Genomic DNA, 24,834 nt, shown 5'->3' on the forward strand with positions numbered 1-24,834 from the left:
TAGAATTTTTATTCAATTATGCAAAAAGGCGGCCTAAAGCCGCCTTTTATAAGGAAAACTTTCATGAAGCTTTCCTAAGTAGCCATCAGGATTGCTTAGAAGTTGCCTCTTAAGCCGACCCTGATAGCGCGAGCGCCTGCAGGAGCCATATCACGCAAAACAGATGAGGCATTGCGAGCTTCTACATCGGTAAGGTTGTCCACTCTCATGAAAAGATATGCAGACTTCATGCCAGAAATAGCTGTTTTGTAAGAGGCCCCCAAACCAAACATCGTGTAACTTGGCGTAGCACCTAAATCATCGGCATAACGATTCTGACGAGCCGCATACTGCACATCCACTTGGCTTGAATACTTACCTTCCGAGTAAACCAAGGCAGAGCTCAAACGAAATGGTGAGATGCGAGGCAGCGCGCCGCCGGTTGAGCGATTTTCACCGCGCACATAGTCCGCCTTCCAATCCATGTTCAGCTGACTAGCTTTGCCAAACAAGCCAGAAGCCAAAGGCAAACGCCCATCCGCCTCTAAACCATATAAGCGGGCTTTGATGCCGGTGAAGTTGTATTTGGGGACGCAATGACCGAAATTTGTATTGCAAGTATTTAAGTCACTATTCCCATCTCCACCATCATCCTCATCTACATAACCATCTTGCACTAACCCAATGAAATTACTGAACTCTGTGACATAAGCTCCAAAATTGGCGCGCGTTGTTGGGGTCTTGAATTTCATCCCCAACTCAAGCGTTGTGCCTTTTTCTTTTTTGTTATTCACATTACCGGCTTCATATGTTTCTGTGGCGTGATGCATGCCGTTGGCATAAAGCTCATAGAATGTTGGGGCACGTTCGGTGTATGACAAACCGCTGGTAGCCGTCCAACCAGAACCCATGTCTTGGCGATATCCGACTGAAGCACTGAATGGTTTGAATTTTTTACTATCAGCAGTGAATAGCTCGCCTTCACCATTATCTCCACCACCAAAACTATCCACCTTCACAGATTCAAGCCTTAAACCTGCGTTAACAGCTTTACCTTCGGCAAAAGAAAGTTCTTCAAACACAAACAGAGCCATGCTATTGGTCTGTGTGTTGGGAACAAAAGTTGCCTCTTCGCTACTGGCAGAAAATTTAAAATCGGAGCCCTGAACACCCCATGCACCCTTCAAAGAACCCAAAGAAGTTTGGATAGGTAAATGAGTTCCTTCAATGCGGCTATCCCAACCTTTATTTTTAAAGGTTGACTCAACTGCACCACCCGCTGATTCTTCGTGCTTGTAATCGGTTGTGCTGAATGAGCCTCTGATAGATTCAAAAGGACCGGCTTTGCCTGATAAATTTCTTTGCTCACCAGCAAGCGTTAATTTGTCTTGCTTTAATTTGATTCTGGTTGGTCTGGCAATATTGCCCTCTTCATACAAACCAGTGCCGTATTCATTGCGATAAGTGTCAACTGAAAATCCCAGATACCCATGATCATTGGTCAAAGAAAATCCAGCCGCTCCACCCTGTTGATCAGCATCACTGTTTAATAAAGTGCCTGAATTTAAAAAATCTCCACGGCCCGCTTGCTTAGGCACCTTAAGGTTGTCTGTTTTTCTGCTAGAACCATCGACATGGATTGCAAAAGCACCATCGCCTGCAGTTACTAAACCAGCTGCCGCTTTTTCTGATTCGGCACCACCAGCTCTTACCTCAGCACGGCCATGAACGCCTTTCACAGGAGCCTTTGGTATGCGGTTATCAATCACGTTAACCGCGCCTCCAATGGCACTGCCACCATACTGAAGAGCTGCTGGCCCGCGGACCACTTCAATTTGTTCAACCAACAAAGGCTCTATTGCAACTGCATGATCGTAAGACAAAGTTGAAGCATCCAAACTTGCTCCACCATTACTCATCACACGAACACGATCGCCATCCAAACCTCGAATGGTTGGCCGACTAGAGTTTGGCCCAAAGTCTGTTGAGCCAACGCCTGGCAAACCATTCAGGGTCTGACCCAAAGTACTTGATTGTTTTTGTGCCAATTGGTCGCCACGCAAAACGCTGACCGGGGTGATTAAATCATTGATATCTGCACCAAGAGGATTGGCACTGACAACCACAGGCTCTAATGTTTGTTGCGCATGAGCGAATTGAATTGATAAAGCAGCAATAGCTGCAGCACTGAAAGCAGTGCGCATAAAGACTTGCATGTGTTTCTCCTAAACATGAATAAAGATCACGCAGTTGGCGTGAAGAACATTTCAATGTTTAAGAATTAGGCGGACCCCTGACATCAAAAGGTCGATAGGCTTCGATTGAAGCCTGATAGGTTAGGTAGCTATTGATAGCCGCATTGGTTTTATCAATGACCGGCAAACTCAACAGAGGTGCCGGCATTGCCATGCTCAATGTTTGTGAATCATAGGCAGCACAATGATGCTTACCGTCTGAATCATGCCCATGATGATGCTTAGCATGTTGATCATCACAAGCATCTTGATGTTTTGCAACATCCGCTAAATCGGCGCTCTTTTTGGCATCGGACGCCACATGTTCAGTCGCAGCTAAACCATGAGCAATACCATGGCTAAAACCCTGCCACTGGGCTACAAATAAGCCCATGACAAGGAAAATCAAAAAGGAAATTGTGCGAGCTTTAAACACCAAGATTGTGCTTAATTACCAAACAATTTTTGGCGTAGTTCGCGGCGCTCTTGCGCTTCTAAAGATAAATTCGCTGTTGGACGCGCCAACAAACGTGGAATGCCAATTGGCTCACCAGTTTCTTCACACCAACCATAATCACCAGACTCGATGCTCAATAAAGACTGTTCTACTTTTTTGAGAAGCTTGCGCTCGCGATCACGTGTGCGCAATTCCAAAGCATGCTCTTCTTCAATCGTGGCACGATCTGCTGGATCAGGAACCAAAACGTTTTCGCGTAGATGCTCAGTGGTTTCGTTTGCGTGCAGCAAAAGGTCTGCCTTCAAAGCCAATAACTTTGCTTTGAAAAATTCTAGTTGAGCAGCATTCATATAATCCTTCTCAGGCATTTTTACGATATCTGCTTCAGTTAATGCTTTCTTGCTCATCTCTTGTCCTTTCGGGACTTTGTTCTTACTTCGCTAAATTTAAAACTCTTGCTGTCTCTTTACAAGCTCTTTAGAAGCTATTTTTGCTCCGCAATATCCCTTAATTTTTATAAGAGCTCAGGGCGCGGATTCTACTCTAATCTATAAAGATTACACCAAACATGTTTCAAGGCCACCCAATAAAACATCTTTAGGTAGGTCAATTCCAATGAAAACCATCCTGGTTTCTTTTTTATCTTTACCCCAAGGCGCGCCCATATCGGAGCCCATCATTTCATGAACGCCCTGGATGATGACTTTACGTGCACCACCCTTGATATACAAAACACCTTTATATCTCAACATCTTAGCGCCAAATACCGACAAAATTCCACCCAAAAAGTCCTCAAGCTTCTGAGAATCAAATGGTCGATCGCTTCTAAAAACAAAGGATTGGATTTTGTCTGTGTGGGTCTTTTTCATGAATTGCACAGGTTGAGCGTGCTGGTGACCATGCTGATGGTCATGCCCGTGGTTGCAGTCTGGGCCATGCTCGTGATGATCGTGACCACAATTTGCATGATCATGGTCTTCTTGCTCCAAGAAATGCGGGTCAATATCCAACTTGTCGTTCAAATTGAAGCCGCGCAAATCCAAGACCTGATCCAAAGACACGGTGCCTTGAGTAATACCTGTGATTGGTGCACGAGGATTCATGTGCATCAATCGATGCTTTAACTGATCAACCGCTTTTGCATCCACCAAATCTGTTTTGGTGATAAAAATTCTGTCAGCAAAACCAACTTGCTGTTGCGCTTCTTCATGTTGGTCCAATTGTTGATTGCCGTGCTTGGCATCAACCAAAGTCACAACGGCATCCAAAATATAGTGACTGGCAATCTCATCATCCATGAAGAATGTTTGCGCTACTGGACCAGGATTGGCAACACCCGTGGTTTCAATCACCACGCGATCAAAAGAAATCTTCTTGTCTTTGCGAGACTCGAATAAATCATTCAGCGCTTTGACCAAGTCACCGCGGATGGTGCAGCAAACACAGCCATTGCTCATCTGAACAATTTGCTCATCACTGTCCTGAATCAAAATGTCATTATCGATATTCTCTTCACCGAATTCGTTTTCAATCACGGCAATCTTTTTGCCATGGTTTTCATGAAGAATATGTTTGAGCAAAGTGGTCTTGCCACTACCTAAAAAACCGGAAAGAATTGTTACTGGTATCAAAGCCATGATTGCATCCTTGTGTGATCTATTAATTATGAGCCTATCGAGTGCAGATGGCTATAGCCTCTGAAGCAACAAGCCCTTTAAGTAATCCCCCTCGGGGAAACTTGTTAAAAGTGGGTGATCGGCGCCAGAAGATAAACGCTGCATCAATCTAAAGTCCATCGAGGTGCTGCCTGAATGTGCCATCGCCTCAGCGCTGGCCATAGCAATGGTTCTTTCGAACAATGCTGAATCAACCGCGCCAGAGCAAGAAAACGTGAACAGCAAGCCACCTGGTTTTAAGAGTTGCATGCCAGCACGATTAATCTCTTTGTAAGCACGCAAAGCCTTATCCAAATGATGTGACGATGGGGCAAATTTAGGCGGGTCTAAAACAACGATGTCGAATTGCTTTTCTTCTTTTCTTAACTGCGTCAAAACTGCGAACGCATCTGAATCAATCCATGTGGCTCGTGACTCATCAAATCCATTCAACAGCATCTGTCTTTGCGCCATCGCCAAAGCTTCACCTGAAGAATCAACGGAAGTGACATGCTTTGCACCACCTTTTAAGGCTGCCAAAGAAAAGCCGCCGGTGTAGCAAAACATATTTAAGACTTCTTTATCCTTTGATAGCTCACTTAAAAGATGTCGGCTATCTCTTTGGTCAATATAAAAACCTGTTTTGTGGCCATGCACCACATCCACGCTGTAAAGAACACCGCATTCATTCACATTGACAGGAGCCTCTGGCATCTCACCAAACAAAGCGCCAATGTGTGGCTCAAGACCTTCACGGGCGCGAACTGCGGCATCTGATCTCTCAACAATGGTCTTACACCCTGTTTGCTGAACCAATACCTGCACGATCGCTTCTTTCCAATGCTCCATGCCAACAAATAAAAATTGGCAAACCAAGGTATCTGCGTACTGATCAACTACCAACCCCGGCAAGCCATCGCTCTCACCAAAAATCAAACGAATCGCGTTGGTGTTTTTTACCCACTGCGCTCTGTGCGCAAGAGCTTTAGAAATACGCTCTTTAAAAAAAGCATGGTCAATTGTTTTGCCTTCATCCCAAGTCAGCACCCGCACCCTGATTTGCGATGTTGGACTGTAAAGGCCTTTCACAATGAACTTGCCTTCATCAGATAAAACTTGAACGGTTGCGCCAGGATAAATCTTACCGTCGACGCGCTCGATCGCATTCGAATACACCCAAGAATGTCGTCTTAGGAGTGGGCGTTCTTTACCGGCTTTTAATGTGATGCTCGCTTGCATTATTCACTCTTCTTATTTTTAGCTCTTGGATGCGCCAAGTCATAGGCCTGAGCCAAATGCTGAAAATCCAAGGCGGTATAAATCTGCGTACTAGTGATGCTGGCATGACCCAACATTTCTTGAACTGCACGCAAATCACCCGATGATTGTAGAACGTGGCTGGCAAAACTATGTCTCAACATATGTGGGTGAACATGTGTAGGCAATCCTGCCTTGACTGCCAGCGCTGCCAAATGTTGCTGAACAGTTCTTGCTGAAGCTCGCTTACCTTGTTTATTGATAAAGAGAGCCTGAGCCACACCTTTATCAGTCGACGCGTAATTGGCCCGCACCACCACCCAATCTTTCAAAGCATGAAGGGCTGCCCCACCAACAGGCACCGTTCTTCTTTTTTTACCTTTACCCAAAACCATCACTTCACCAGCTTCAAAATCAATCCAACCAGCTGAGGCATATTCTTTGGTTTCGATTGGGGTCAGATCAACGCCGAGCAATTCAGATAAACGCAAACCAGAGGAATACAGTAATTCAACAATCGCCCGGTCTCTTGCTCTTAAAAAATCATCTGCTTGGACGCTTTCTTTATTAGCGCTTTCCACCAAATTGATCGCCTGCTCAACCGACAGAGCTTTGGGTAAAGGCTTGTTGCGTTTGGGAGCGTTGATATCACTCATAGGACTTTTATTGACCAAACCTTTTTGATTGGCCAACCACAAATAAAAACCTCTCCAAGCCGACAACATCCTTGCAATGCTTCTTGATGCTTGACCCTGAGAGTGGAGCTTTACAACCCAGGACCGCACTTGATCTGATGTGACATCCGCCAGCTCCAGTCTTTGCTCATCAAGTCTGGCCAACAAATAATCAAGGTCTTTTGTATAGGCAGCAATTGTGTGCTGAGATACCTGTCTGACCACATGAAGTTCACGCAGGTATTCTTGCGCGAGCAAAGACTTCATGATTAGATCAATCCTATTCTTTTGAGCGGGTTAATGCTGCTAAAGCGAGTTCGCCGATTTGATCCAAGTAAACGCGGCCCATGTCAGATGTGAACTTTTCGACATTGCGACTAGCAAGCAATATTTGAACTTTTAACGGTGATAGATTCACCACTGCAAAACTCTTCATCTCTTCGTTTAGATGAGCTTTGACAGCTTCGCTGACCTGATCAGCTGAGCCACAAAAATTATCATGCTCGCCATCGAGAAGCTCAACTTGCTCAATATCAAAAATCTTGGCCAGTCCAGAGCTGATGGCAGCTCTGACGTCGGCTTCAGATTTGGCGGACAATAAATTTGATAACCACTGAATCATCAAACCCTGAGTTTTATCGTTTTGACTACCAAAGCGCAGCATGTCTGAAAGACGCTGATTCAAGGCTTGGTTTTGTTGACGCAAAACACCCAACTGACGCTCTTGCAAAGAAATGGCGCGATCACCATGTGGATTTTTTAATTGAATGTCTGCCAATAAATCAGCATGTCTTTCAAAAAAACCTGGGGTTGCCAAAAGCCACTCTGCCACTAGAGCTTCGCGCTCTTGTTGCTCAGCCGTTTGATTGTTTGCTTGTGTCATGATTGATTTAACTTATCCGTGAGTAATTTGTTGACTTGCTGTGGATTGGCCTTGCCTTGAGTTGCTTTCATGATCTGACCAATCAAAGCATTAAACGCTTTTTCTTTGCCAGCGCGGAACTCCTCTACCGACTTTTGATTAGCCGCCAACACTTGATCAATGATCGCCTCTAAAGCGCCGCTGTCACTGATTTGCTTGAGTCCTTTTGCTTCAATGATGCGATCAACCGCATCAAGGTCTGATGCTTTCTCATCCCACATCGCCGTGAAAATTTCTTTCGCGATTTTGTTAGAAATCGTGCCATCAGCAATGCGTTGAATTAATTGCGCCAACTGAGAAGGGTTCAGTGGTGATTGCGCTGCACTGATGCCTTCTTTATTCAGAGCTGAAGCAAATTCACCAGTCATCAAATTAGCGGCTGCCTTGGCTTGATCTTTGCCCACTTGTTTAAGCAAGTCTTCATAAAAATCAGCCGTGGCTCGCTCTTGCGTGAGAACCTGGCAATCGTAGGCAGACAAACCAAACTCAGACTGCCAACGCTCTGATTTTTGTGCTGGCAATTCTGTCATTTCAGCACGCTCTTTAGCGATCCACTCTTCAGAAATCATCAGTGGCAATAAATCAGGATCCGGGAAATAGCGGTAGTCATTCGCGTCTTCCTTGCTGCGCATGCTGCGTGTTTCTTTTTTGTCTGGATCGTATAGTCGCGTTTCTTGAATAACTCGGCCACCGTCTTCGATCAATTCAATTTGACGACGAACTTCGTATTGAATCGCCTCTTCTAAAAAGCGGAAAGAGTTCAAGTTTTTAATTTCGCAACGGGTGCCGTATTCTTTTTGCCCAACGGGTCTAACTGAAACGTTGGCATCGCAACGGAAAGAACCTTCTTGCATATTGCCATCGCAAACGCCCAACCAAACCACCAAACTATGCAGCGCCTTGGCATAAGCCACAGCTTCAGCTGCACTTCGCATATCTGGCTCTGTGACAATCTCCAGCAAAGGTGTGCCGGCACGATTCAAATCGATGCCACTGGATGATTCGCCATGAGGGCCTCGGAAATCTTCATGCAATGATTTACCCGCATCTTCTTCCAAATGGGCTCTGGTCAATTGCACAGTTTTAGCTTCACCGTCTAAAACAATGTGAACCTTGCCACCTTGCACCACTGGGATTTCAAATTGACTGATTTGATAACCCTTAGGCAAATCAGGATAGAAATAGTTCTTACGAGCAAAAATACTCAATGGTGCAATGTGTGCACCAACTGCCAAACCAAAACGAATCGCGTGGGCCACTGCGCCTTTATTTAAAACAGGTAAAACGCCTGGCAAAGCCAAATCAACCGCACACGCTTGTCTGTTTGGCTCTGCACCAAACTCAATCGAGGCGCCGCTGAATATCTTTGAATTGGTTCTTAGTTGCGCATGGGTTTCCATGCCAATCACGACTTCCCATTTCATCACGCACCACCTTTCACTGCAAAAGGTGATTGGGCTTGATGCCAATTGGTTTCTTGTTGATAAGCATGCGCCACTTGTAGCAAAGCAGCTTCAGAGAAGTAATTACCAATTAATTGCAAACCAACCGGCATGCCATGATCGCCAAAACCACACGGCACACTCATCGCTGGCAATCCTGCCAAATTTGGTGAAAGCGTATAAATATCTTCTAAATACATTTGCGTTGGATCTGAAACTTTTTCACCCAGCTTGCCAGCAACATTCGGTGCAACTGGTCCTGCGATGATGTCGCACGCATCAAATGCATTTTGAAAATCTTGCGCAATGATGCGACGAATTCTCTGTGCTTTTAAATAATAAGCATCGTAATAACCGTGCGACAAAACGTAAGCACCAATCATGATGCGACGCTTCACTTCTGAACCAAAACCTTCAGATCTTGAGCGCTTGTACATGTCTGATAAATCGCTGTACTCTGCAGCGCGATGTCCATAACGAACACCATCAAAACGACTCAAATTACTCGATGCTTCTGCAGGAGCCAAGACGTAATACACCGGAATCGATAACTCTGTTTTAGGCAAAGACACAGGCACACACTCGGCGCCCATTTTTTTCAATTGCTCAATGGCAGCATCAACAGCAGCTCTAACGTCCGCATTCAAGCCATCACCAAAATACTCTTTAGGCAAGCCGACTCTTAAACCTTTGAGAGGCAAGCCTGGCTCACCTGACCAAGTTTTACCAAGTGCTTTTGTGTAATCTTCTTTGGCACGATCCAAGCTCGTGGAATCTTTTGCATCATGTCCTGCCATGGCGTTAAGCATGATGGCGCAATCTTCTGCCGTCTTGGCCATTGGGCCGGCTTGGTCAAGAGAAGACGCATAAGCAATCATGCCGTAACGTGACACTCGGCCATAGGTTGGCTTAATGCCGGTGATGCCGCAAAAAGCTGCGGGCTGACGAATCGATCCGCCGGTATCTGTTCCTGTTGATGCGGGCGCTAAACCTGCAGCAATGGCTGCAGCAGAACCACCTGAAGAACCACCGGGTACTCTCGCGAGATCCCAAGGATTTTTAGTGGGGCCTGCATAAGCACTTTCATTTGAAGATCCCATGGCGAACTCGTCCATGTTGACCTTACCCAAACAAACCATGCCGGCACGACCAACTCCAAGCTCAGCAACCACATGCGCATCAAATGGACTGATGTAGTTATTCAATATTTTTGAACCCGCCGTTGTCTTCCAATGCTTGGTAACAAAGATATCTTTGTGCGCCAATGGCACACCTGTCAAAGTCGTTGCAGAACCATCGGCCAATTGAGCATCAGCCGCCTTGGCTTGCAACAAAGTTTGTTCAACGTTCACATCAACGAATGCGTTCAGTTCTTTAGACTCAGCAATGCGACTTAAAAAGTAATTTGCGAGCTCTTGGCTGCTCACTTCTTTTGAATGAAGTGATTTTGATAATTCAGCAATGGTTTTGGTGTGCCAGCTCATTCGATCACCTTTGGCACAAGAAATAAACCATCATGTTCAGCAGGTGCATTTTTTAAATAAGCATCTCTTTGATCATGCTCCGTGACCACATCTTCACGCAATGGCTGGGCAATGGCCATGATTTGCTCAATTGGGTGGGCCAAAGGCTCAACACCATCGGTATCAACGGCCTGCATTTGCTCTACCAAATGGAAGACTTTCTGCAATTGGGCCAAAGTGGCTGTTGCCTCGTCTTCCGAGAGCGATAAATGGGATAAATGCGCTATGCGCTTAACATCTTCGAGATTCATTTGTCCTGCTACGGTATCATTAAAGGGTTCATTAACGTATTAATTAATCTATTTTCCTACTTATATTATGTTTGGTCTCTTTCGCAATTACTTTTCTAATGATTTAGCCATTGACTTGGGTACCGCAAACACCCTTATTTACATGCGTGATAAGGGCATTGTCCTTGATGAGCCATCGGTTGTGGCGATTCGTCAAGAAGGCGGTCCGAATGGCAAAAAGACTATTTTAGCCGTAGGTAAGGAAGCCAAGCAGATGCTTGGTCGAGTTCCAGGCAATATTGAAGCAATTCGCCCTATGAAAGATGGTGTTATTGCTGATTTCACGATCACTGAGCAAATGCTCAAGCAGTTCATCAAAATGGTTCATGAGACCAAATTGCTCAAACCAAGCCCAAGAATCATCATTTGCGTGCCTTGCGGCTCAACACAGGTTGAAAGACGCGCCATTCGTGAATCTGCCCTAGGTGCAGGCGCCTCACAGGTCTATTTGATTGAAGAACCAATGGCTGCGGCCATCGGCGCCGGTTTACCAGTATCAGAAGCTTCTGGCTCAATGGTGGTGGATATCGGTGGCGGCACAACTGAAGTGGGCGTGATGTCCCTAGGCGGCATGGTTTACAAGGGTTCTATCCGTGTTGGCGGTGATAAATTTGACGAAGCCATCATCAATTACATCCGTCGTAACTACGGTATGTTGATTGGCGAACAAACCTCTGAAGCCATCAAGAAAACGATTGGTTCAGCCTTCCCAGGCTCAGAAGTGAAAGACATGGAAATCCGTGGCCGCAACCTTTCTGAAGGTATCCCACGCAGCTTCACAGTAACAAGCAATGAAATTCTAGAAGCCTTGACCGATCCGTTGAATCAAATCGTGACGGCCGTGAAGGTAGCCCTAGAGCAAACACCTCCAGAGTTGGCTTCTGACATTGCTGATCGCGGCATGATGTTGACTGGTGGCGGCGCTTTGCTTCGCGACCTAGATCGCTTATTGCTTGAGGAAACTGGCCTTCCTGTTCATATTGCCGAAGATCCATTGACCTGCGTGGTCAGAGGCTCAGGCATTGCGCTAGAGCGCATGGACAAGCTAGGCGGCGTATTCTCACAAGAATAAGTTCGCTAAGCAGCTAGAGAGATTTCATTGCAGCTTAGCCCTCCTCCTCTCTTCAAACAAGGTACGCCAGCTCTTATCAAGCTGGCGATCTGCCTTTTCATCAGCGTTGTGTTGATGGTCATGGACCATCAATTAAAAGCACTGAATGAAGTTCGTTCGGTGGCAAGCTACATGCTCACCCCATTTCAATACGCCATGCAAATGCCCAGAAATGCATTGGTTGGCACTTATGACTACCTGACAAGCAAAGGCTCTCTAGAGGTTGAAAATGAGGCTCTCACCAAGCGAGTGGCCGAATTAACACTCTTGGCAAATCAGTCAGAGCTGTTCATGTCCGAAAATACACAATTGCGAAACCTGATTGGCATCAAAGAACAGGCTCGCTTTAAGATTTTGATTGCCCAGATTCTTTACAGCCCCTCCAATCCAATGTCTCAACGCGTGGTGATTGATCGAGGCGCATCAGACAACATCTCACTTGGCCAAGCAGTTTCAGATCATCAAGGCATTGTTGGTCAAGTGGTTCGTGTGATGGAAAACAAATCCGAAGTGTCTTTGTTAGATGACAGAGACATGGTGATCCCAATTCAAGTAGCCAGAAATGGTCTTAGGGGCGCCCTTCATGGCAATGGCAGAGGTCGACCGCTGGAATTGAGACACATGGCTGCCGTGAGTGATTTGCAAGTGGGCGACGTTCTAATGACATCTGGCATTGATGGCGTTTATCCGCCAGGATTTGCAGTGGCCACCATCGATAAAATTGAACGCAACGTGGATAAGAACTTTGCCTACGTTTACTGCTCTCCAGTAGGCGGTGTGAATCGCTTTCGTCACGTGATGATTCTTTTCTACGACTCTGGATTTGGTCCTAAACCAGAAGCAAGTAAAAATTTCAAAGAAACTGACTCAAAATCCAATCGTTTATACAGAGGTAAGCCATGATTGAAAGCGGCTACATCCTTCGTCCTGCGAACCCTCTGTTTATTGCCGCAAGCTTGATAGCAGCCACCTTACTGAATTTCTTGCCGCTGGGCAATGCACCCTGGGTGCCTGATTGGCTATTGCTTTGCTTGGTGTTTTGGACCATTCACCAACCAAGAAAAGTCGGCGTGATTTGGGCGTTTTGTTTGGGCTTGGTCATGGATGTTCACAATGGCAACTTGCTTGGTCAATATGCATTCATGTACCCGCTGGTTGCTTACTTCGGTATTTTTTGGCAAAGGCGCGTGATGGGATTTACTCGCATCCAACAAGCCTTACATCTGTTACCACTTTTCATCTCGGCCTCTATTTGGCCACTGATCATTCGTTGGGTTGCAACCGGTGAAATTCCATTCTGGGCATGGTCGAGTCTTTTCTCTGGTTTTATTGAAGCCCTTTTATGGCCAGTAGCAGTGTTCTTATTATTAGCGCCGCAACGCAGGCCAACTGATGTTGACCTCAACCGTCCGATTTAATTGACGGCACATGAATAGATTCAATCAATCTCAACCAACCGTTAAGTCATTTCAAGATCGACTGACTGTTGCAATGATTTTTGTATTGATTTGCTTTTCAATACTTTTATTGAGATTTGTTTGGCTCCAAGTATTCACGCATCAACGTCACTCTTTGGCAGCAGAAAATAATCGCATTGCCTTGATACCGGTGCCAGCCAATCGCGGTCTCATTTACGATCGCAACGGCATTGTGATTGCACGCAATTACTCAGCCTACACATTAGAAATAAATCCATCACAAGTTGAAACCAACTTAAATGATTTGCTTGATCAACTGTCATCAGTCATTGATATTCAGCCCAAAGATCGTCGTAACTTTTTAAAGTTAGCGGCAGAGTCAAAAACCTTTGATTCATTCCCCGTCAGAACATTGCTCAGCGATGTCGAAGTTGCAAGATTCACGGCTCAACGCTTCAGATTTCCTGGGGTTGAAATTCGTGCGCGCTTATTTAGACAATATCCATATGGTGAGCTTGGTTCACACTTGATCGGCTACATCGGCCGAGTGTCACAAAAAGATCGTGAAAAATTAATTGCTGAATTAGACTCAAGCAAAAGCATGGATGAGGATTGGGCTCAGAGAAAAAATATCAACTTACTGGGCATGCCATACATAGGCAAAGTTGGCATTGAACAAAGTTACGAACAGGCTCTCAGAGGTTCCCCAGGATTTGAGCAAGTTGAAATCACCGCTGGCGGAAGAGCGGTCAGAACACTCTCAACATCTTCCTCTACGCCAGGAAAAAATCTAGTACTGGCCGTTGATATCAAACTTCAACATTTGGTTGAACAGTTATACGGAAAAAGACGTGGCGCATTTGTGGCGATTGAACCAAAAACTGGCGACATCCTTGCGTTTGTTTCAAAACCTAATTTCAATCCAAATGATTTTGTGGAAGGCATTGATGCCAGTACTTGGAAAGACTTGAATGACTCTCCAGAAAAGCCTCTCTACAATCGCCCGCTAAAAGGCACCTACGCCCCAGGTTCAACGTATAAGCCATTCATGGCACTGGCAGCTCTTGAGACTGGCAAACGCACACCTAGTCAATCGATCGCAGATCCTGGTTACTTCATTCTCGGTAACAACACATTCAGAGATGATAAGGTCGGCGGTCACGGCACAGTGGATATGGCCAAATCAATTGTTGACTCTTGTAATACCTATTACTACCACTTGGCTCGCGATATCGGCGTCAATCCGATGCACGACTTCATGAAGCCACTTGGGCTTGGTCAAATCACCGGCATCGATCTTGTGGGCGAAGCACGGGGGGTCTTGCCTTCGACTTCATGGAAAGAAAAGGCATTTAAAAAACCAGAGCAACAAAAATGGTTTGAAGGCGAAACGATTTCTTTAGGTATCGGACAAGGCTACAACAGCTTTTCTATTTTGCAATTAGCCCATGCCACGGCCAACCTTGCGAACCAAGGTGTGGTGATGAAACCTCACCTGGTGAAATCAATTGAAAACCCAATCACCAAAGATCGTGTTTTGACCACGCCTCAAGAGAGCTACAAAATTGATCTAAAGAAAGAAAATATTGATGTGATCACCAATGCCATGGTGGATGTGAATAGATTTGGTACATCAGCAGGCGCATTCAAAGGAGCTGGTTACAACGCTGCCGGTAAAACTGGTACGGCCCAGGTATATAGCTTGAATGCCAAAAACTATAACCACGGCGCTACTCCAGAATTTTTAAGAGACCATGCTTTATACGTCGTCTTTGCTCCAGCAGAAAATCCAAAAATTGCTATTGCCATGATTGTTGAAAATGCTGGCTTCGGCGCTGCTCACGCAGCTCCTATCGCACGACGTGCGCTTGATTACTATCTTGAGGGTCGTTGGCCTAAGGAGGTTCCTGAATGGAAAAACGCTCCTTAATTCATAAGATCGACTTTCTGTGGAGTGGCCTTGATAAAACCTTGGGTCTGATCGTTCTCGCGCTTGTGGCCATCAGCATCGTCACATTTATTTCAGCGACGAGCGGAACGCATGTGCAGTTTGTTGATCAAGCACGCAATCTGATTGTATCGATTGGTTTGATGTTGATCGTCTCCAGAATTCCGCCGAAGTGGCTAGAAAAATCTGCCATCTGGATTTACACCATTGGTATTGCATTGCTGCTTGCAGTAGCGGCTTTTGGCTTGATCAAAAAAGGTGCGCGCCGCTGGGTCAACATTGGCATCGTGATACAGCCTTCAGAAATCATGAAGATTGCCATGCCCATGATGTTGGCCTGGTACTTTCAACGTCGCGAAGGCGTCTTAAAAACTTGGGATTACGGTGTAGCAGCTTTGTTGTTAATTTTGCCGGTTGCCTTGATTGGTAGACAGCCTGACCTAGGCACAGCATTGCTGGTCATGGCCTCTGGTCTTTACGTGATCATTCTTGCAGGATTTCCTTGGAAATACATCATTCCAGTCGTTGGAGTCGGCACGCTCGGCATTTTGTTGATCATCATTTTCGGTGGCTATATTTGCGAACCAGAAGTGAAGTGGTACATTCTTCATGAATATCAAAAAAATCGTGTGTGCACGCTTTTAAACCCTAGCTCAGACCCTTTGGGTAAAGGTTTCCATACGATTCAATCGATCATCGCGATTGGCTCTGGTGGGCTTTTTGGTAAGGGCTGGCTCAACGGCACTCAGGCACACCTTGAGTTCATTCCAGAAAAACACACCGACTTTATCTTTGCTGTTTTTGCAGAAGAGTTTGGATTGCTTGGCAACATCATTTTGTTGGCCTTATTCGTTGCCTTGATTCAAAGAGGTCTCGCCATTGCATCAAACGCCCCCACGCTCTTCACGAGACTCTTGGGCGGCGCTGTGACAATGATTTTCTTCACCTATGCCTTCGTCAACATGGGCATGGTCAGCGGCCTTCTACCAGTGGTTGGCGTACCCCTGCCATTCATCAGCTACGGCGGTACAGCTCTTGTGACTCTTGGTATCGGCGTGGGCATTCTAATGAGCATTCATCGCTACCGAAGACTCGTACAAAGTTAGAAACCAATCAAGTAATCCATCGAGGTGGATAAGACATAAAAAAAGCCCAGCTAAACAGCTGGGCTTTTTAATATTGCAAATCAGCGAATTACTTCTTACGCTTATTCACGGCATCTTTAAATGCTTTACCTGCAGTAAATTTAACTGTCTTAGCTGCAGCAATCTTGATTGCTTCGCCAGTTTTTGGATTACGGCCCATACGAGCAGCACGCTTACCAGAACCAAAAGTACCGAAACCGATTAACTGAACGCTGTCACCTTTAGTAACGGCCTTCTTGATGTTGTCCATTACTGAATTCAATGCAAATTCAGCTTTAGCTTTTGACAACTCAGATTCTTCTGCAATTGCGGAAATAAGTTCTGCTTTATTCAAGTGATGCTCCTTATCAATCATGGTTGGATGGTTGCACGTAGAACCCTACGTGCTTCAAATTGTAACCATAATTTTGGAAAGAATATTAAATTTGAGTTAAATGTTTAAAGTAACAAAATAGCGAACAATTTGTTATATTCAGAGCCATGCCTTCGTCTGTTTTTCTAAGCCCCATTCTGATCTGTATTGCTGCGATTCTTTATGCGGCGAGCTTTTCAATCAACTCATATGTCATGGGCTCGTTTTCATTTTCCCTTGGAGTGTCTTGGGTTTTTTTGCCGGCAGGATTAAGGCTTTTGCTGACTTTATTGTTAGATAAAAACGGCGCCCTGGGAATTGCCATCGCCTCAATCGCTATCAGCCTGGGCTTTTATTTTGAAGACCCCATCCTAGGCATCGGCGCAGGCATCATCAGCGGTCTGGCTCCCTATATCGCGAAACAGCTTGTTTTCAGAGACTCTGACTTAAAACAAGATCTCTCACAACTTGATGCAAAGCAATTGCTCAACTGTGTTTTTATTTTTTCAATTTTCAGCCCGCTGATGCATCAGGCATGGTATTCACTACACAACAAAGATCATCTCTTCTTTGAAGATTTAGGCGTGATGATCATTGGGGATTTGATTGGCACATTCATTGTTATTTACTTTGCTAAAGCTGTCATTTTTCTTTACAAGAAAAGAATTCCCAATCAAAAAGCTTGAAGTGATTCAAACTTAATCCCTATTTTGAGTATTGATTTGATGCTTTAGAATGATTTCTTCTTTCAAAAGAAGAGTGTCTTATGACTAAAGAAAATAATCACTTCTCCACAAAAGAAGTAGAAAAAACAGATATTAAATTGATTGATAGCAAAGAATTGATGGGCAAGTCCAATTACTTGGACATTGCACATGAGGGTGAAGTCTATCGACTGAGAATCACCAAATATAGAAAACTAATTCTGACCAAGTAGTTAATCAACAATGAGTATGTCTTTGACGAAATGACCCGTGTCACCAAAACAGGTCGTTGGAATACCCACGTGCTCTTCATACACCAATGAAACACGCTTACCCATGCTTTCATTGATTTTCTTAACGACTGCTTCATCATGAACTGTGAAGTTAAATTTTTCAGTCAAGGTTCCAGGCATATTGATCATGGCCAATTCACCTTCCCAGGTTTTACATACCCAACCTTTTTTGGAAAACTTTTGCACATAGCCAGCGCGCTCACCAGCTGAATAGCTCCAAGTCAAAACCAACCAGGTGTAAAGGCAGAAGAGCAAAACCAATAAAAATAAGAATCCAATAAACTTTTTCATGCTCACTCCGGGGTTGGGTCATACCAAGTTGGGTATTTTTGCATCACACTTAAAAACAAAGGTGACTCAAGATGTTCATTTAACCATTGTTTTAAGAAATTCAGGCCTGATTGATCAATCCACTCTGAATTAACCATTGAAAACTGACGCACAAATGGAAATATCGCTATATCAGCCAAACTCATCTTTGGCCCCAACAAATAAGCACTTTTCTTTAGCTGCTCATTGATTGGCCCAAGAAATGATATTGTTGCTTGGCTCAAAGTCTCCTCAAGAGAAATATCTGGATACCTATCGGGATACTTGTATTGATCCAATAACTTTTTAAACGGGCCATCATTCTTTTCAACCCATTCATCAATGACGGATTCTGTCTCAACAGAAAACCACTGGTCTGGATCCGATTGTTTTAAGGCCCACTTCATGATGTCGTAACTCTGCTCAAGCACAAGATCATCACTTTGCAAGACTGGAACAGTGCCTTTAGGCGAAATAGCCAACATAGAAGCTGGCTTTTCTCTTAAAGAAATTTCTCGGATTTCAACTGGAATGCCTGAATAAGCCAAAGCCATTCTGGCTCTCATGGCATAAGGACAACGTCGATAAGAATATAAAACTGCTGTCATTTAAATAGATGACTCAAGGTTCTTTTGCTCAATCATTTTTACCAAAGCATAGATGGCCTGATGATTGGGCACATTGAGGCCATGTTGTTTTGCTTTGCGAACGATTAAGCCATTCAAATAATCTATCTCTGTTGGCTTGCGGCGCATGAGATCTTGTGCCGTAGAAGAACGCTGACCTGCCATTGTTTTAGCAATTTTCTCATTCACCATTTGCGCCTCAGCCAAAGATATATCTATCTTTTCTTGAGCTGCCACCAAAAGAAATTCAACGGTGAGGTCTTTGATTAATTGTTGGATATTTTCTTGCTGAACCATTTCACCATAAGTGATCTGCCCAATGGCAGATATGCCGTTGTATGAGCAATTGACTAAAAATTTAAGCCAAAGCTCACGCTGAATACTGTCTGATACTGAACATGGTATTTGAGCGCTCAAAAATAGCTCACAAATCTGTTCTAACTCGGCAGAAATGTTCTCATGCCCACCAACCTGTCCAATGATGAGCTCTCCTCGACCAAAGTGCTTCACATGACCATCACCACCCATGCCTGTTGCAACATAGACAACAGCAGAAATAGGATGATTTGGCACAACTTGAGCGATTCTTTCGGCGTTATCAACCCCATTTTGCAAACTCAAAATCAAGGCATCTGGCTTAATCAAATCTTTGATTTCACGCATCGAACGCTCTGTGTCGGGTGATTTAACGCAGCACAAAATAAGATCAGCGCCCGCTATATCCTCCACATTGCTGCTGGCTTCAATCGCCACATATTCTTGTGAATGTTGAAACTCCATCAACAAGCCATTTTTCTTGATGGCTTGCACATGATTGTCTCGAGCAATCAACAGAACTTCTTTGCCTGCGCGAGCCAGCATGCCGCCAAAAAAGCAACCAACGGCCCCGGCCCCAAGCACAGCAATTCGTTTAATTTCTTTTTTCAATCAAATCTCAGATTTTTTTCACTGCTTTAGATTATAGGTTGATACAACAAAGCTTCAACACCCAAAGAAAAAGGGCCGCCAACATTTGTTGGCAGCCCTTGAGTGCAGCTTAAAGCTTTTTAGAGCTCTTGATATCTACAAATTAAACCCCGGCAGAGCTTGCAGGCTCTGGTGCCTCAAGAGGATCTTTTGCGGGAGCTGCAGGAGCTGCTGGAGATTTGGTCTTTGACTTTGTTCCTGGGATTAATTCAAAGTCTGGAACAAAGGTCACCAATGATGAACGCAATTCATCAAACGCTTTGCGGTTACCAACAAACTTAACCTTGCCTTCTGATAACAACTTATCAAAAGTAGACTTACCGCCCATCACTAACTCAAGCTCTTTACGATTGATCGTGATTGTGAGATCAGGTTTTTTAGCTTGCTGGCCCTTGATGTTGGTCAAGGCTGAATTGCTCATCTCCACAACAAACTTCTCACCATTGTCTGGTGTTACTAAGTTGATGATGAACTTCTTGCCGGCTGCTTTTTTGCTGTCCAAGCCAATACCCAAAGCGTTCAACCATAACTCTGTGGTCATCGCTTTGATGGTATCTGGGCCACTGGACTTAGGCGGAACACCAGCAGGCATACCGTGTCTTAATTCATAAGCAGCGGCCAAGAAACTATTGCGCACACTTGGGCTTTCTTTTTGATAGCCAATTTGCTCATACACATCCGCCAACAAATCTTTAGCAGCTGTGTTCTCTGGCTCAGCGTAAACGAGCTTATTCAAGATTTCAGTGGCTTCACGATATTTACCTTCATCATGCAGCGACTTAGCCTTCTTAATAATCTTTTTAGATCCGCCCATCATCTCAACATAAAGAGGCGCAGAGTCTTTTGGTGACAAAGGCATCAATGTTGCAGGGTTGGCATCCCAGTAACCTAAATAACGATTGATCACAGCGCGGCTGTTATGTTCTTCAGAGCCGTGATAACTGTGAGAGTGCCATTTTGATTTCAAGCTCTCAGGCAAATGGTAAACGTTATGAACTTCATTGATCGTCACACCCTTGTTAGCAAGGTGAAGAACTTCATTATTCAAATGTGCATAGGTATCACGTTGATCGCGCATGATTTCTTGAATGCGCTCATTGCCCCAACGTGGCCAGCTATGCGAAGCGAACATCACCTCAACTTTATTGCCATAACGATACAAGGCTGTGTTGATGTGCTTTGACCATGCCAAAGCATCACGCACCAATGCGCCACGCAGTGTGTAAATGTTATGAATCGTGCCCGTGATATTTTCTGCTGCCCAGAAAGCTTTCATCTGCGGGAAATAAGTATTCATTTCTGCTGGAGCTTCTGTTCCTGGAGTGTTTTGGAATTCCATCACAACGCCATCAATCGTCAATGTTTCAAAATCTTTTGAAATGTAACGACTTGGTTCGATCAGTCCTAAATTACCGGATGCTGTATTTTTACCAATCGATTGGTCCACGTGACCAAATGGGCTGCGTGGCAGAAGAACACCATATTGGAAAAACATGCGGCGGTTCATAGCAGCGCCTGCATAAACGTTCTCTGCAATCGCGTGATCCATGAAGCCGATTGGCGCAATCACAGGCACTTTGCCACTTCTAACATCTTTCTCATCTACCACGCCACGCACGCCACCGTAATGGTCAGCGTGTGAGTGAGAGTAAACCACCGCCACAACAGGGCGCTTACCTAATTTTTCATTGATCAAATCTAAAGCAGCTTTGGCTGTTTCTTTAGCGGTCAACGGATCGAACACGATCCAACCTGTTTTACCTTTTACAAAGCTGATGTTTGCAAGGTCAAAGCCGCGCACTTGATAAATTTTTCCTGGCACAACTTCGTATAAACCATAAGCCATATTCAAGATGGCTTGACGTTGCAATGATGGATGAATGCTGTCGAAATCTTTACCATCTAATAAATAGTCATAGCTACCGATATCCCAAGCAACGTTGCCAGCCTCGGCCATGATTTGCTTATAAGTGGGAGCGGCGATAAAGCCTTTTTTAGCTTCTTCAAAATCACGCTTATCTTCAAACGGCAATGACTTACGCAAACCATTTTGTAATTCCATGGTGAACTTTGAAGGCATTTTGCCCTTCACATCAAAGTGCTTGCCTTGGCGCGCACCTGGATCTGAGATCACGCCGCCACCGCCGGCGGCCATTGCTGAACCAACGTTAGCCAATGCCAAAGCTAGCGCAACGGTTTTAATTACTTTTTTCATGAAAACCCTATTAATTTATGGAAGTTGTAACTGTTTGAATTTAGCGATTAGAGACACTTGGAGCAATTAGCTTTGAGGCTAATTACCCCCAAGAAATAAAGGGGAGATGGGCGCATGCGAGGCAGACTTAAGCCATTTACTTTACGATTGAACCCATAACAATCAAATAAAAAAGGTTTTACGATGAAAGCATTTCTAATCAATCCCCAGCTCAAAGAAGTCACCGAAGTTGAAATTGAGCCAACCATTGAAGCAATTCAAGATTTAATTGGTTTCAAAACAGTCGACTCAGATGAAATTGACTTCAATTTTGACCAACTATTCTTTGATGAAGAATGTTTTATTCGCCAACAAGATCAAGCAGGCCGCTTCAAAGTTGATAACTTGGCGCCCATCGCAGGCAAAGGGGTGGTTGCCAACAGTGCAGACAATGGCAAAACAATCGCCAGCCCTCAAGTCACCTTAGAAGCTCTGACCAAACGCGTCACATTTTTGTGATCTAAATGACCATTGATAAAAACAGCTATCAGATAGATATCTCTGATGGCATTGTGCTCATCAAGAATCAAAATACGACGATTGCTTATTGTAGATTTTTAGATTCTGGTGACATTGAGTACATCTATGTCAACTTGGCCTATCGTCGCCAAGGCTATGGCAGGATTTTGATCGATGAAGTAAAAAAGATCACGGGCAAGATTGGAAAGATTCATGATCCAATCTCACCCCTGGGCTCTCAGTTTTTCAAAGGTATTGGGATTCTTTAAACACTGATCAAAGTAATTAAATACTACCGAAAGCCCCTCGGTTGAAATCATTGATCGCTTGTTCGATCTCTTCTCGGGTGTTCATCACAAAAGGTCCATGACCAACAATGGGTTCTTCAATGGGCTCGCCACTTAAGAGCAAAGCCACTGTATCTTCAAGAGCTTTGACTTTGATGCCTTCCCCGTCTTGACTGAACATCAGCATCTTTGCATCTTTTGCAATAACGCCTGGATCAATAGGAGCTTCAAGCGCCCCACGCAAAACGACCACAGAAGTATTCCAACCAGTGGCCGCTGGCAAAACAAGCTCCTCGCCTTTTTTCAAACGAATATCAAACACATTCATGGGCGTAAAAGTTTTTGCAGGGCCCACTCGCCCTTCATACTCGCCCGCAATCACCCTGATTGATCCGCTTGAGTTTGATAATTGAATCTCAGGAATGCTCTCACTCAAGATAGGCTGATAGCCAGGCTCAGTCATTTTGTGTTTTGCTGGCAAATTGACCCACAGCTGAACCATTTGTAAAACTCCACCTTGCTTTGCAAAAGCATCTGAATGAAATTCTTGATGCAGAATGCCTGCACCAGCAGTCATCCACTGAACATCTCCAGGGCCAATGGTTCCGCCTTGACCCGTTGAGTCTTTATGTGAGACCTCGCCGTCATAAACAATCGTCACTGTCTCAAAACCACGGTGAGGATGAGTGCCGACACCCTTGCGCTCAGTTGTTGGTGGAAACTCAGCAGGCCCCGCTAAATCAAGCATCAAAAATGGGCTCATCTCTTTGCCCAATTGTTGATAGAAGAATAAGGTGCGCACCGGGAATCCATCACCCACCCAATGGCCTTGATCATTTCCCTGAATACCCAGAAGACGCTTCATATTGATTTACCTTGGCTCTCTGATTAACTTAATCTTAGATCTCAATATTAATCACTATCTGAATTATTTTCAGGCGCATTGCATAATAAGAATATCTTCTACCTTCTTATAAGCAATAGATAAGCCACCCATTCATGTTCAGCACACCAACCCTCAGCTTTTTCCAAGAAATCATCGAATTGATAGGCATCTTCTCGTTTGCTGCCTCAGGACTCATTGCAGGCCTCAAGAAAAAATTAGACTTGGTGGGTGTCAGCATCGTGGCTGGTTTAACTGCTTTTGGCGGCGGCACATTAAGAGACATTCTTTTAGATCGCAGACCCTTCTTTTGGGTTGAACACTCTTACTGGCTTTGGGTCATCATTGCGCTGACCATTGTCAGTATTTGGTTCATCAAAAACAAACACTTGGTTTACACAGAAAAAATGATTCAGTTACCGGATGCCATGGGTCTTGCCTTGGCAACGATACTGGGAACACAGATCGCACTTCAATTTGACATGCCCTTGGTCGTAGCAATTTTGCTGGGCGTTATTTCTGCCACTTTTGGCGGCGCTCTTCGTGACATCGTCTGCGGAGAAATTCCTCAGCTGTTCTCAGACAATCGTCCGTATGCCGTCATTGCCTTCGCGGGAAGCACTTTGTACATTCTGCTGAGCACTTACTTGCTAGATGAATCAATGGCCGCAGTGATTTCATTCATATTCATCTTTGTCATTCGTGCGATTGCCTTGTATAAAAATTGGCACCTACCCACATTCAGGGCTTAAGCATGAACATCAATGCGGACTTCAGTCAAAAAGCGGTGGTTAACACTCACGAAGCACCGTGGTTGCCATCACCCATGGCGGGCGTTAATCGAAAACCTTTGGATCGCATCGGTGATGAGGTTGCGATTGCAACCACCATCGTGAGTTATGCCGCCAACTCTTCTTTTCCAAAACACGCTCATGCTGCTGGAGAAGAAATATTAGTACTTGATGGCACCTTCTCAGACGAAAGTGGTGATTACTCAGCAGGCATGTACCTGCGCAATCCACCCAACAGCTCCCACACTCCGTATTCAAAAGAAGGTTGTACGATTTTTGTCAAATTAAGACAGTTTCATCCAGATGATTCAGCCACCATCAGAATCGACACCAACAACACTGCTTGGTATCCAGGTCTTGTTCCTGGACTATCAGTGATGCCCTTACATGAATTCGATGGCGTAGGCACGGCACTGGTGCGTTGGGCACCCAACACGATATTCAATCCACACGTTCATCCAGGTGGCGAAGAGATCCTCGTTTTGGAAGGCGTCTTTCATGATGAGCATGGCTCATACCCGAGTGGCACGTGGATCAGAAGCCCCAGATATAGCAAGCACACCCCTTTCACCAAAGAAGAAGGTGCGCTCATCTATGTCAAGACAGGGCATCTCAATCACAAGCTAGAACAGTAAAGTAATCATCGACGCAATGAAAAACCACCCGAAGGTGGTTTATAGAATCTTGGTGGCCCGGGGCGGAATCGACCAGGACCTAGGATGCATGACTCTAGCCCTAGACTGTCGTTTTAAACGACACTCCTTGCGATCCCTTAATCATTAACCAAAGCATTTGGTTAATTTAACAACCCAAATACCCCTTTTGACGTAGTGAATTATTATTGTGGTTTATAAA

General features: G+C 44.7%; 27 protein-coding genes. 11 read left to right on the plus strand and 16 right to left on the minus strand.

The genetic code is table 11. From position 1 onward, the window contains the following. Nucleotides 1-95: 95 nt before the first annotated feature. The 10 genes from GQ367_RS08340 to gatC form a co-directional block, all read right to left on the minus strand. Nucleotides 96-2,195: a TonB-dependent receptor gene (locus tag GQ367_RS08340; protein WP_215290498.1), complete on the minus strand. Its 2,100-nt coding sequence runs from the start codon at nt 2,193-2,195 to the stop codon at nt 96-98. A 58-nt stretch (nt 2,196-2,253) separates the two neighbouring features. Continuing rightward, nucleotides 2,254-2,607, minus strand: coding sequence for a hypothetical protein (locus GQ367_RS08345; RefSeq protein ID WP_215290499.1), 354 nt, complete (start codon nt 2,605-2,607; stop codon nt 2,254-2,256). 53 nt (nt 2,608-2,660) lie between these two features. Beyond that, nucleotides 2,661-3,077, minus strand: coding sequence for an RNA polymerase-binding protein DksA (gene dksA / locus GQ367_RS08350; RefSeq protein ID WP_089514906.1), 417 nt, complete (start codon nt 3,075-3,077; stop codon nt 2,661-2,663). 150 nt (nt 3,078-3,227) lie between these two features. Continuing rightward, on the minus strand, nt 3,228-4,310 hold the full coding sequence (locus tag GQ367_RS08355; protein ID WP_215291938.1) for a GTP-binding protein: 1,083 nt from the start codon (nt 4,308-4,310) through the stop codon (nt 3,228-3,230). Nucleotides 4,311-4,358: 48 nt separating this feature from the next. After that, on the minus strand, nt 4,359-5,564 hold the full coding sequence (locus tag GQ367_RS08360; RefSeq protein WP_215290500.1) for a class I SAM-dependent rRNA methyltransferase: 1,206 nt from the start codon (nt 5,562-5,564) through the stop codon (nt 4,359-4,361). Next, nucleotides 5,564-6,523, minus strand: coding sequence for a tyrosine recombinase XerC (gene xerC, locus GQ367_RS08365; RefSeq protein WP_215290501.1), 960 nt, complete (start codon nt 6,521-6,523; stop codon nt 5,564-5,566). Before xerC ends, GQ367_RS08360 begins: the two co-directional genes overlap by 1 nt. Nucleotides 6,524-6,536: 13 nt before the next feature. Next, entirely contained in the window at nt 6,537-7,139 is a 603-nt protein-coding gene (locus GQ367_RS08370) for a DUF484 family protein (protein WP_215290502.1), read from the minus strand. Next, nucleotides 7,136-8,605: an Asp-tRNA(Asn)/Glu-tRNA(Gln) amidotransferase subunit GatB gene (gene gatB / locus GQ367_RS08375; RefSeq protein ID WP_215290503.1), complete on the minus strand. Its 1,470-nt coding sequence runs from the start codon at nt 8,603-8,605 to the stop codon at nt 7,136-7,138. The genes GQ367_RS08370 and gatB overlap by 4 nt, the downstream gene beginning before the upstream one ends. Next, a complete protein-coding gene (gene gatA / locus GQ367_RS08380) occupies nt 8,602-10,104 on the minus strand; it encodes an Asp-tRNA(Asn)/Glu-tRNA(Gln) amidotransferase subunit GatA (RefSeq protein ID WP_215290504.1) in 1,503 nt (500 codons plus the stop codon). Before gatA ends, gatB begins: the two co-directional genes overlap by 4 nt. Continuing rightward, nucleotides 10,101-10,394 (minus strand): Asp-tRNA(Asn)/Glu-tRNA(Gln) amidotransferase subunit GatC, encoded by a 294-nt coding sequence (gene gatC, locus GQ367_RS08385; RefSeq protein WP_215290505.1) that lies wholly within the window; start codon nt 10,392-10,394, stop codon nt 10,101-10,103. The genes gatA and gatC overlap by 4 nt, the downstream gene beginning before the upstream one ends. A gap of 67 nt (nt 10,395-10,461) precedes the next feature. On the opposite strand from gatC, the gene GQ367_RS08390 reads away from it, so the two are divergent. Genes GQ367_RS08390 through rodA form a run of 5 tightly spaced genes read left to right on the plus strand, consistent with a single transcriptional unit; the run spans nt 10,462 to nt 16,016 of the window. Continuing rightward, complete coding sequence (locus GQ367_RS08390; protein WP_089514914.1) at nt 10,462-11,505, plus strand: rod shape-determining protein; 1,044 nt, start codon at nt 10,462-10,464, stop codon at nt 11,503-11,505. 27 nt (nt 11,506-11,532) lie between these two features. Next, nucleotides 11,533-12,447, plus strand: a complete 915-nt coding sequence (mreC, locus tag GQ367_RS08395) for a rod shape-determining protein MreC (RefSeq protein ID WP_215290506.1) — start codon at nt 11,533-11,535, stop codon at nt 12,445-12,447. Then, a complete protein-coding gene (gene mreD, locus GQ367_RS08400; protein ID WP_215290507.1) occupies nt 12,444-12,962 on the plus strand; it encodes a rod shape-determining protein MreD in 519 nt (172 codons plus the stop codon). The genes mreC and mreD overlap by 4 nt, the downstream gene beginning before the upstream one ends. Before the next feature lie 10 nt (nt 12,963-12,972). Then, nucleotides 12,973-14,892 carry a penicillin-binding protein 2 gene (gene mrdA / locus GQ367_RS08405; RefSeq protein WP_215290508.1) on the plus strand — a complete coding sequence of 640 codons (1,920 nt, stop codon included), beginning with the start codon at nt 12,973-12,975 and terminating at the stop codon, nt 14,890-14,892. Continuing rightward, nucleotides 14,874-16,016, plus strand: a complete 1,143-nt coding sequence (rodA, locus tag GQ367_RS08410) for a rod shape-determining protein RodA (RefSeq protein ID WP_215290509.1) — start codon at nt 14,874-14,876, stop codon at nt 16,014-16,016. The genes mrdA and rodA overlap by 19 nt, the downstream gene beginning before the upstream one ends. Nucleotides 16,017-16,104: 88 nt before the next feature. Here rodA and GQ367_RS08415 read toward each other — a convergent pair whose 3' ends face one another. Then, nucleotides 16,105-16,389 carry an HU family DNA-binding protein gene (locus tag GQ367_RS08415; protein WP_215290510.1) on the minus strand — a complete coding sequence of 95 codons (285 nt, stop codon included), beginning with the start codon at nt 16,387-16,389 and terminating at the stop codon, nt 16,105-16,107. Nucleotides 16,390-16,535: 146 nt separating this feature from the next. On the opposite strand from GQ367_RS08415, the gene GQ367_RS08420 reads away from it, so the two are divergent. Continuing rightward, complete coding sequence (locus GQ367_RS08420; RefSeq protein ID WP_215290511.1) at nt 16,536-17,093, plus strand: hypothetical protein; 558 nt, start codon at nt 16,536-16,538, stop codon at nt 17,091-17,093. Nucleotides 17,094-17,173: 80 nt separating this feature from the next. Beyond that, on the plus strand, nt 17,174-17,344 hold the full coding sequence (locus GQ367_RS08425) for a hemin uptake protein HemP (protein ID WP_215290512.1): 171 nt from the start codon (nt 17,174-17,176) through the stop codon (nt 17,342-17,344). Here the strand turns inward: GQ367_RS08425 and GQ367_RS08430 are convergent, their stop codons facing one another. The 4 genes from GQ367_RS08430 to GQ367_RS08445 form a co-directional block, all read right to left on the minus strand. Further along, nucleotides 17,345-17,695 (minus strand): hypothetical protein, encoded by a 351-nt coding sequence (locus GQ367_RS08430; protein ID WP_215290513.1) that lies wholly within the window; start codon nt 17,693-17,695, stop codon nt 17,345-17,347. A 2-nt stretch (nt 17,696-17,697) separates the two neighbouring features. After that, nucleotides 17,698-18,321 (minus strand): glutathione S-transferase, encoded by a 624-nt coding sequence (locus tag GQ367_RS08435; RefSeq protein WP_215290514.1) that lies wholly within the window; start codon nt 18,319-18,321, stop codon nt 17,698-17,700. After that, nucleotides 18,322-19,266: a ketopantoate reductase family protein gene (locus GQ367_RS08440; RefSeq protein ID WP_215290515.1), complete on the minus strand. Its 945-nt coding sequence runs from the start codon at nt 19,264-19,266 to the stop codon at nt 18,322-18,324. Between the two features lie 142 nt (nt 19,267-19,408). Then, nucleotides 19,409-21,520: an alkyl/aryl-sulfatase gene (locus tag GQ367_RS08445; RefSeq protein WP_215290516.1), complete on the minus strand. Its 2,112-nt coding sequence runs from the start codon at nt 21,518-21,520 to the stop codon at nt 19,409-19,411. Nucleotides 21,521-21,703: 183 nt separating this feature from the next. On the opposite strand from GQ367_RS08445, the gene GQ367_RS08450 reads away from it, so the two are divergent. Both GQ367_RS08450 and GQ367_RS08455 read left to right on the plus strand, forming a co-directional pair. Beyond that, the gene (locus GQ367_RS08450) at nt 21,704-22,018 is read left to right on the plus strand and encodes a hypothetical protein (RefSeq protein WP_215290517.1); all 315 of its coding nucleotides are present in this window, start codon (nt 21,704-21,706) and stop codon (nt 22,016-22,018) included. Nucleotides 22,019-22,023: 5 nt separating this feature from the next. Continuing rightward, entirely contained in the window at nt 22,024-22,287 is a 264-nt protein-coding gene (locus GQ367_RS08455; protein WP_215290518.1) for a GNAT family N-acetyltransferase, read from the plus strand. Between the two features lie 16 nt (nt 22,288-22,303). Here the strand turns inward: GQ367_RS08455 and GQ367_RS08460 are convergent, their stop codons facing one another. Continuing rightward, on the minus strand, nt 22,304-23,170 hold the full coding sequence (locus tag GQ367_RS08460) for a pirin family protein (RefSeq protein ID WP_215290519.1): 867 nt from the start codon (nt 23,168-23,170) through the stop codon (nt 22,304-22,306). Nucleotides 23,171-23,304: 134 nt separating this feature from the next. On the opposite strand from GQ367_RS08460, the gene GQ367_RS08465 reads away from it, so the two are divergent. After that, a complete protein-coding gene (locus tag GQ367_RS08465; RefSeq protein ID WP_215290520.1) occupies nt 23,305-23,940 on the plus strand; it encodes a trimeric intracellular cation channel family protein in 636 nt (211 codons plus the stop codon). Between the two features lie 2 nt (nt 23,941-23,942). Further along, complete coding sequence (locus tag GQ367_RS08470) at nt 23,943-24,614, plus strand: cupin domain-containing protein (RefSeq protein WP_215290521.1); 672 nt, start codon at nt 23,943-23,945, stop codon at nt 24,612-24,614. Nucleotides 24,615-24,834: the final 220 nt, after the last annotated feature.

The sequence above is a fragment of the Polynucleobacter sp. MWH-CaK5 genome (genome assembly GCF_018687615.1).
GTDB lineage: Bacteria > Pseudomonadota > Gammaproteobacteria > Burkholderiales > Burkholderiaceae > Polynucleobacter.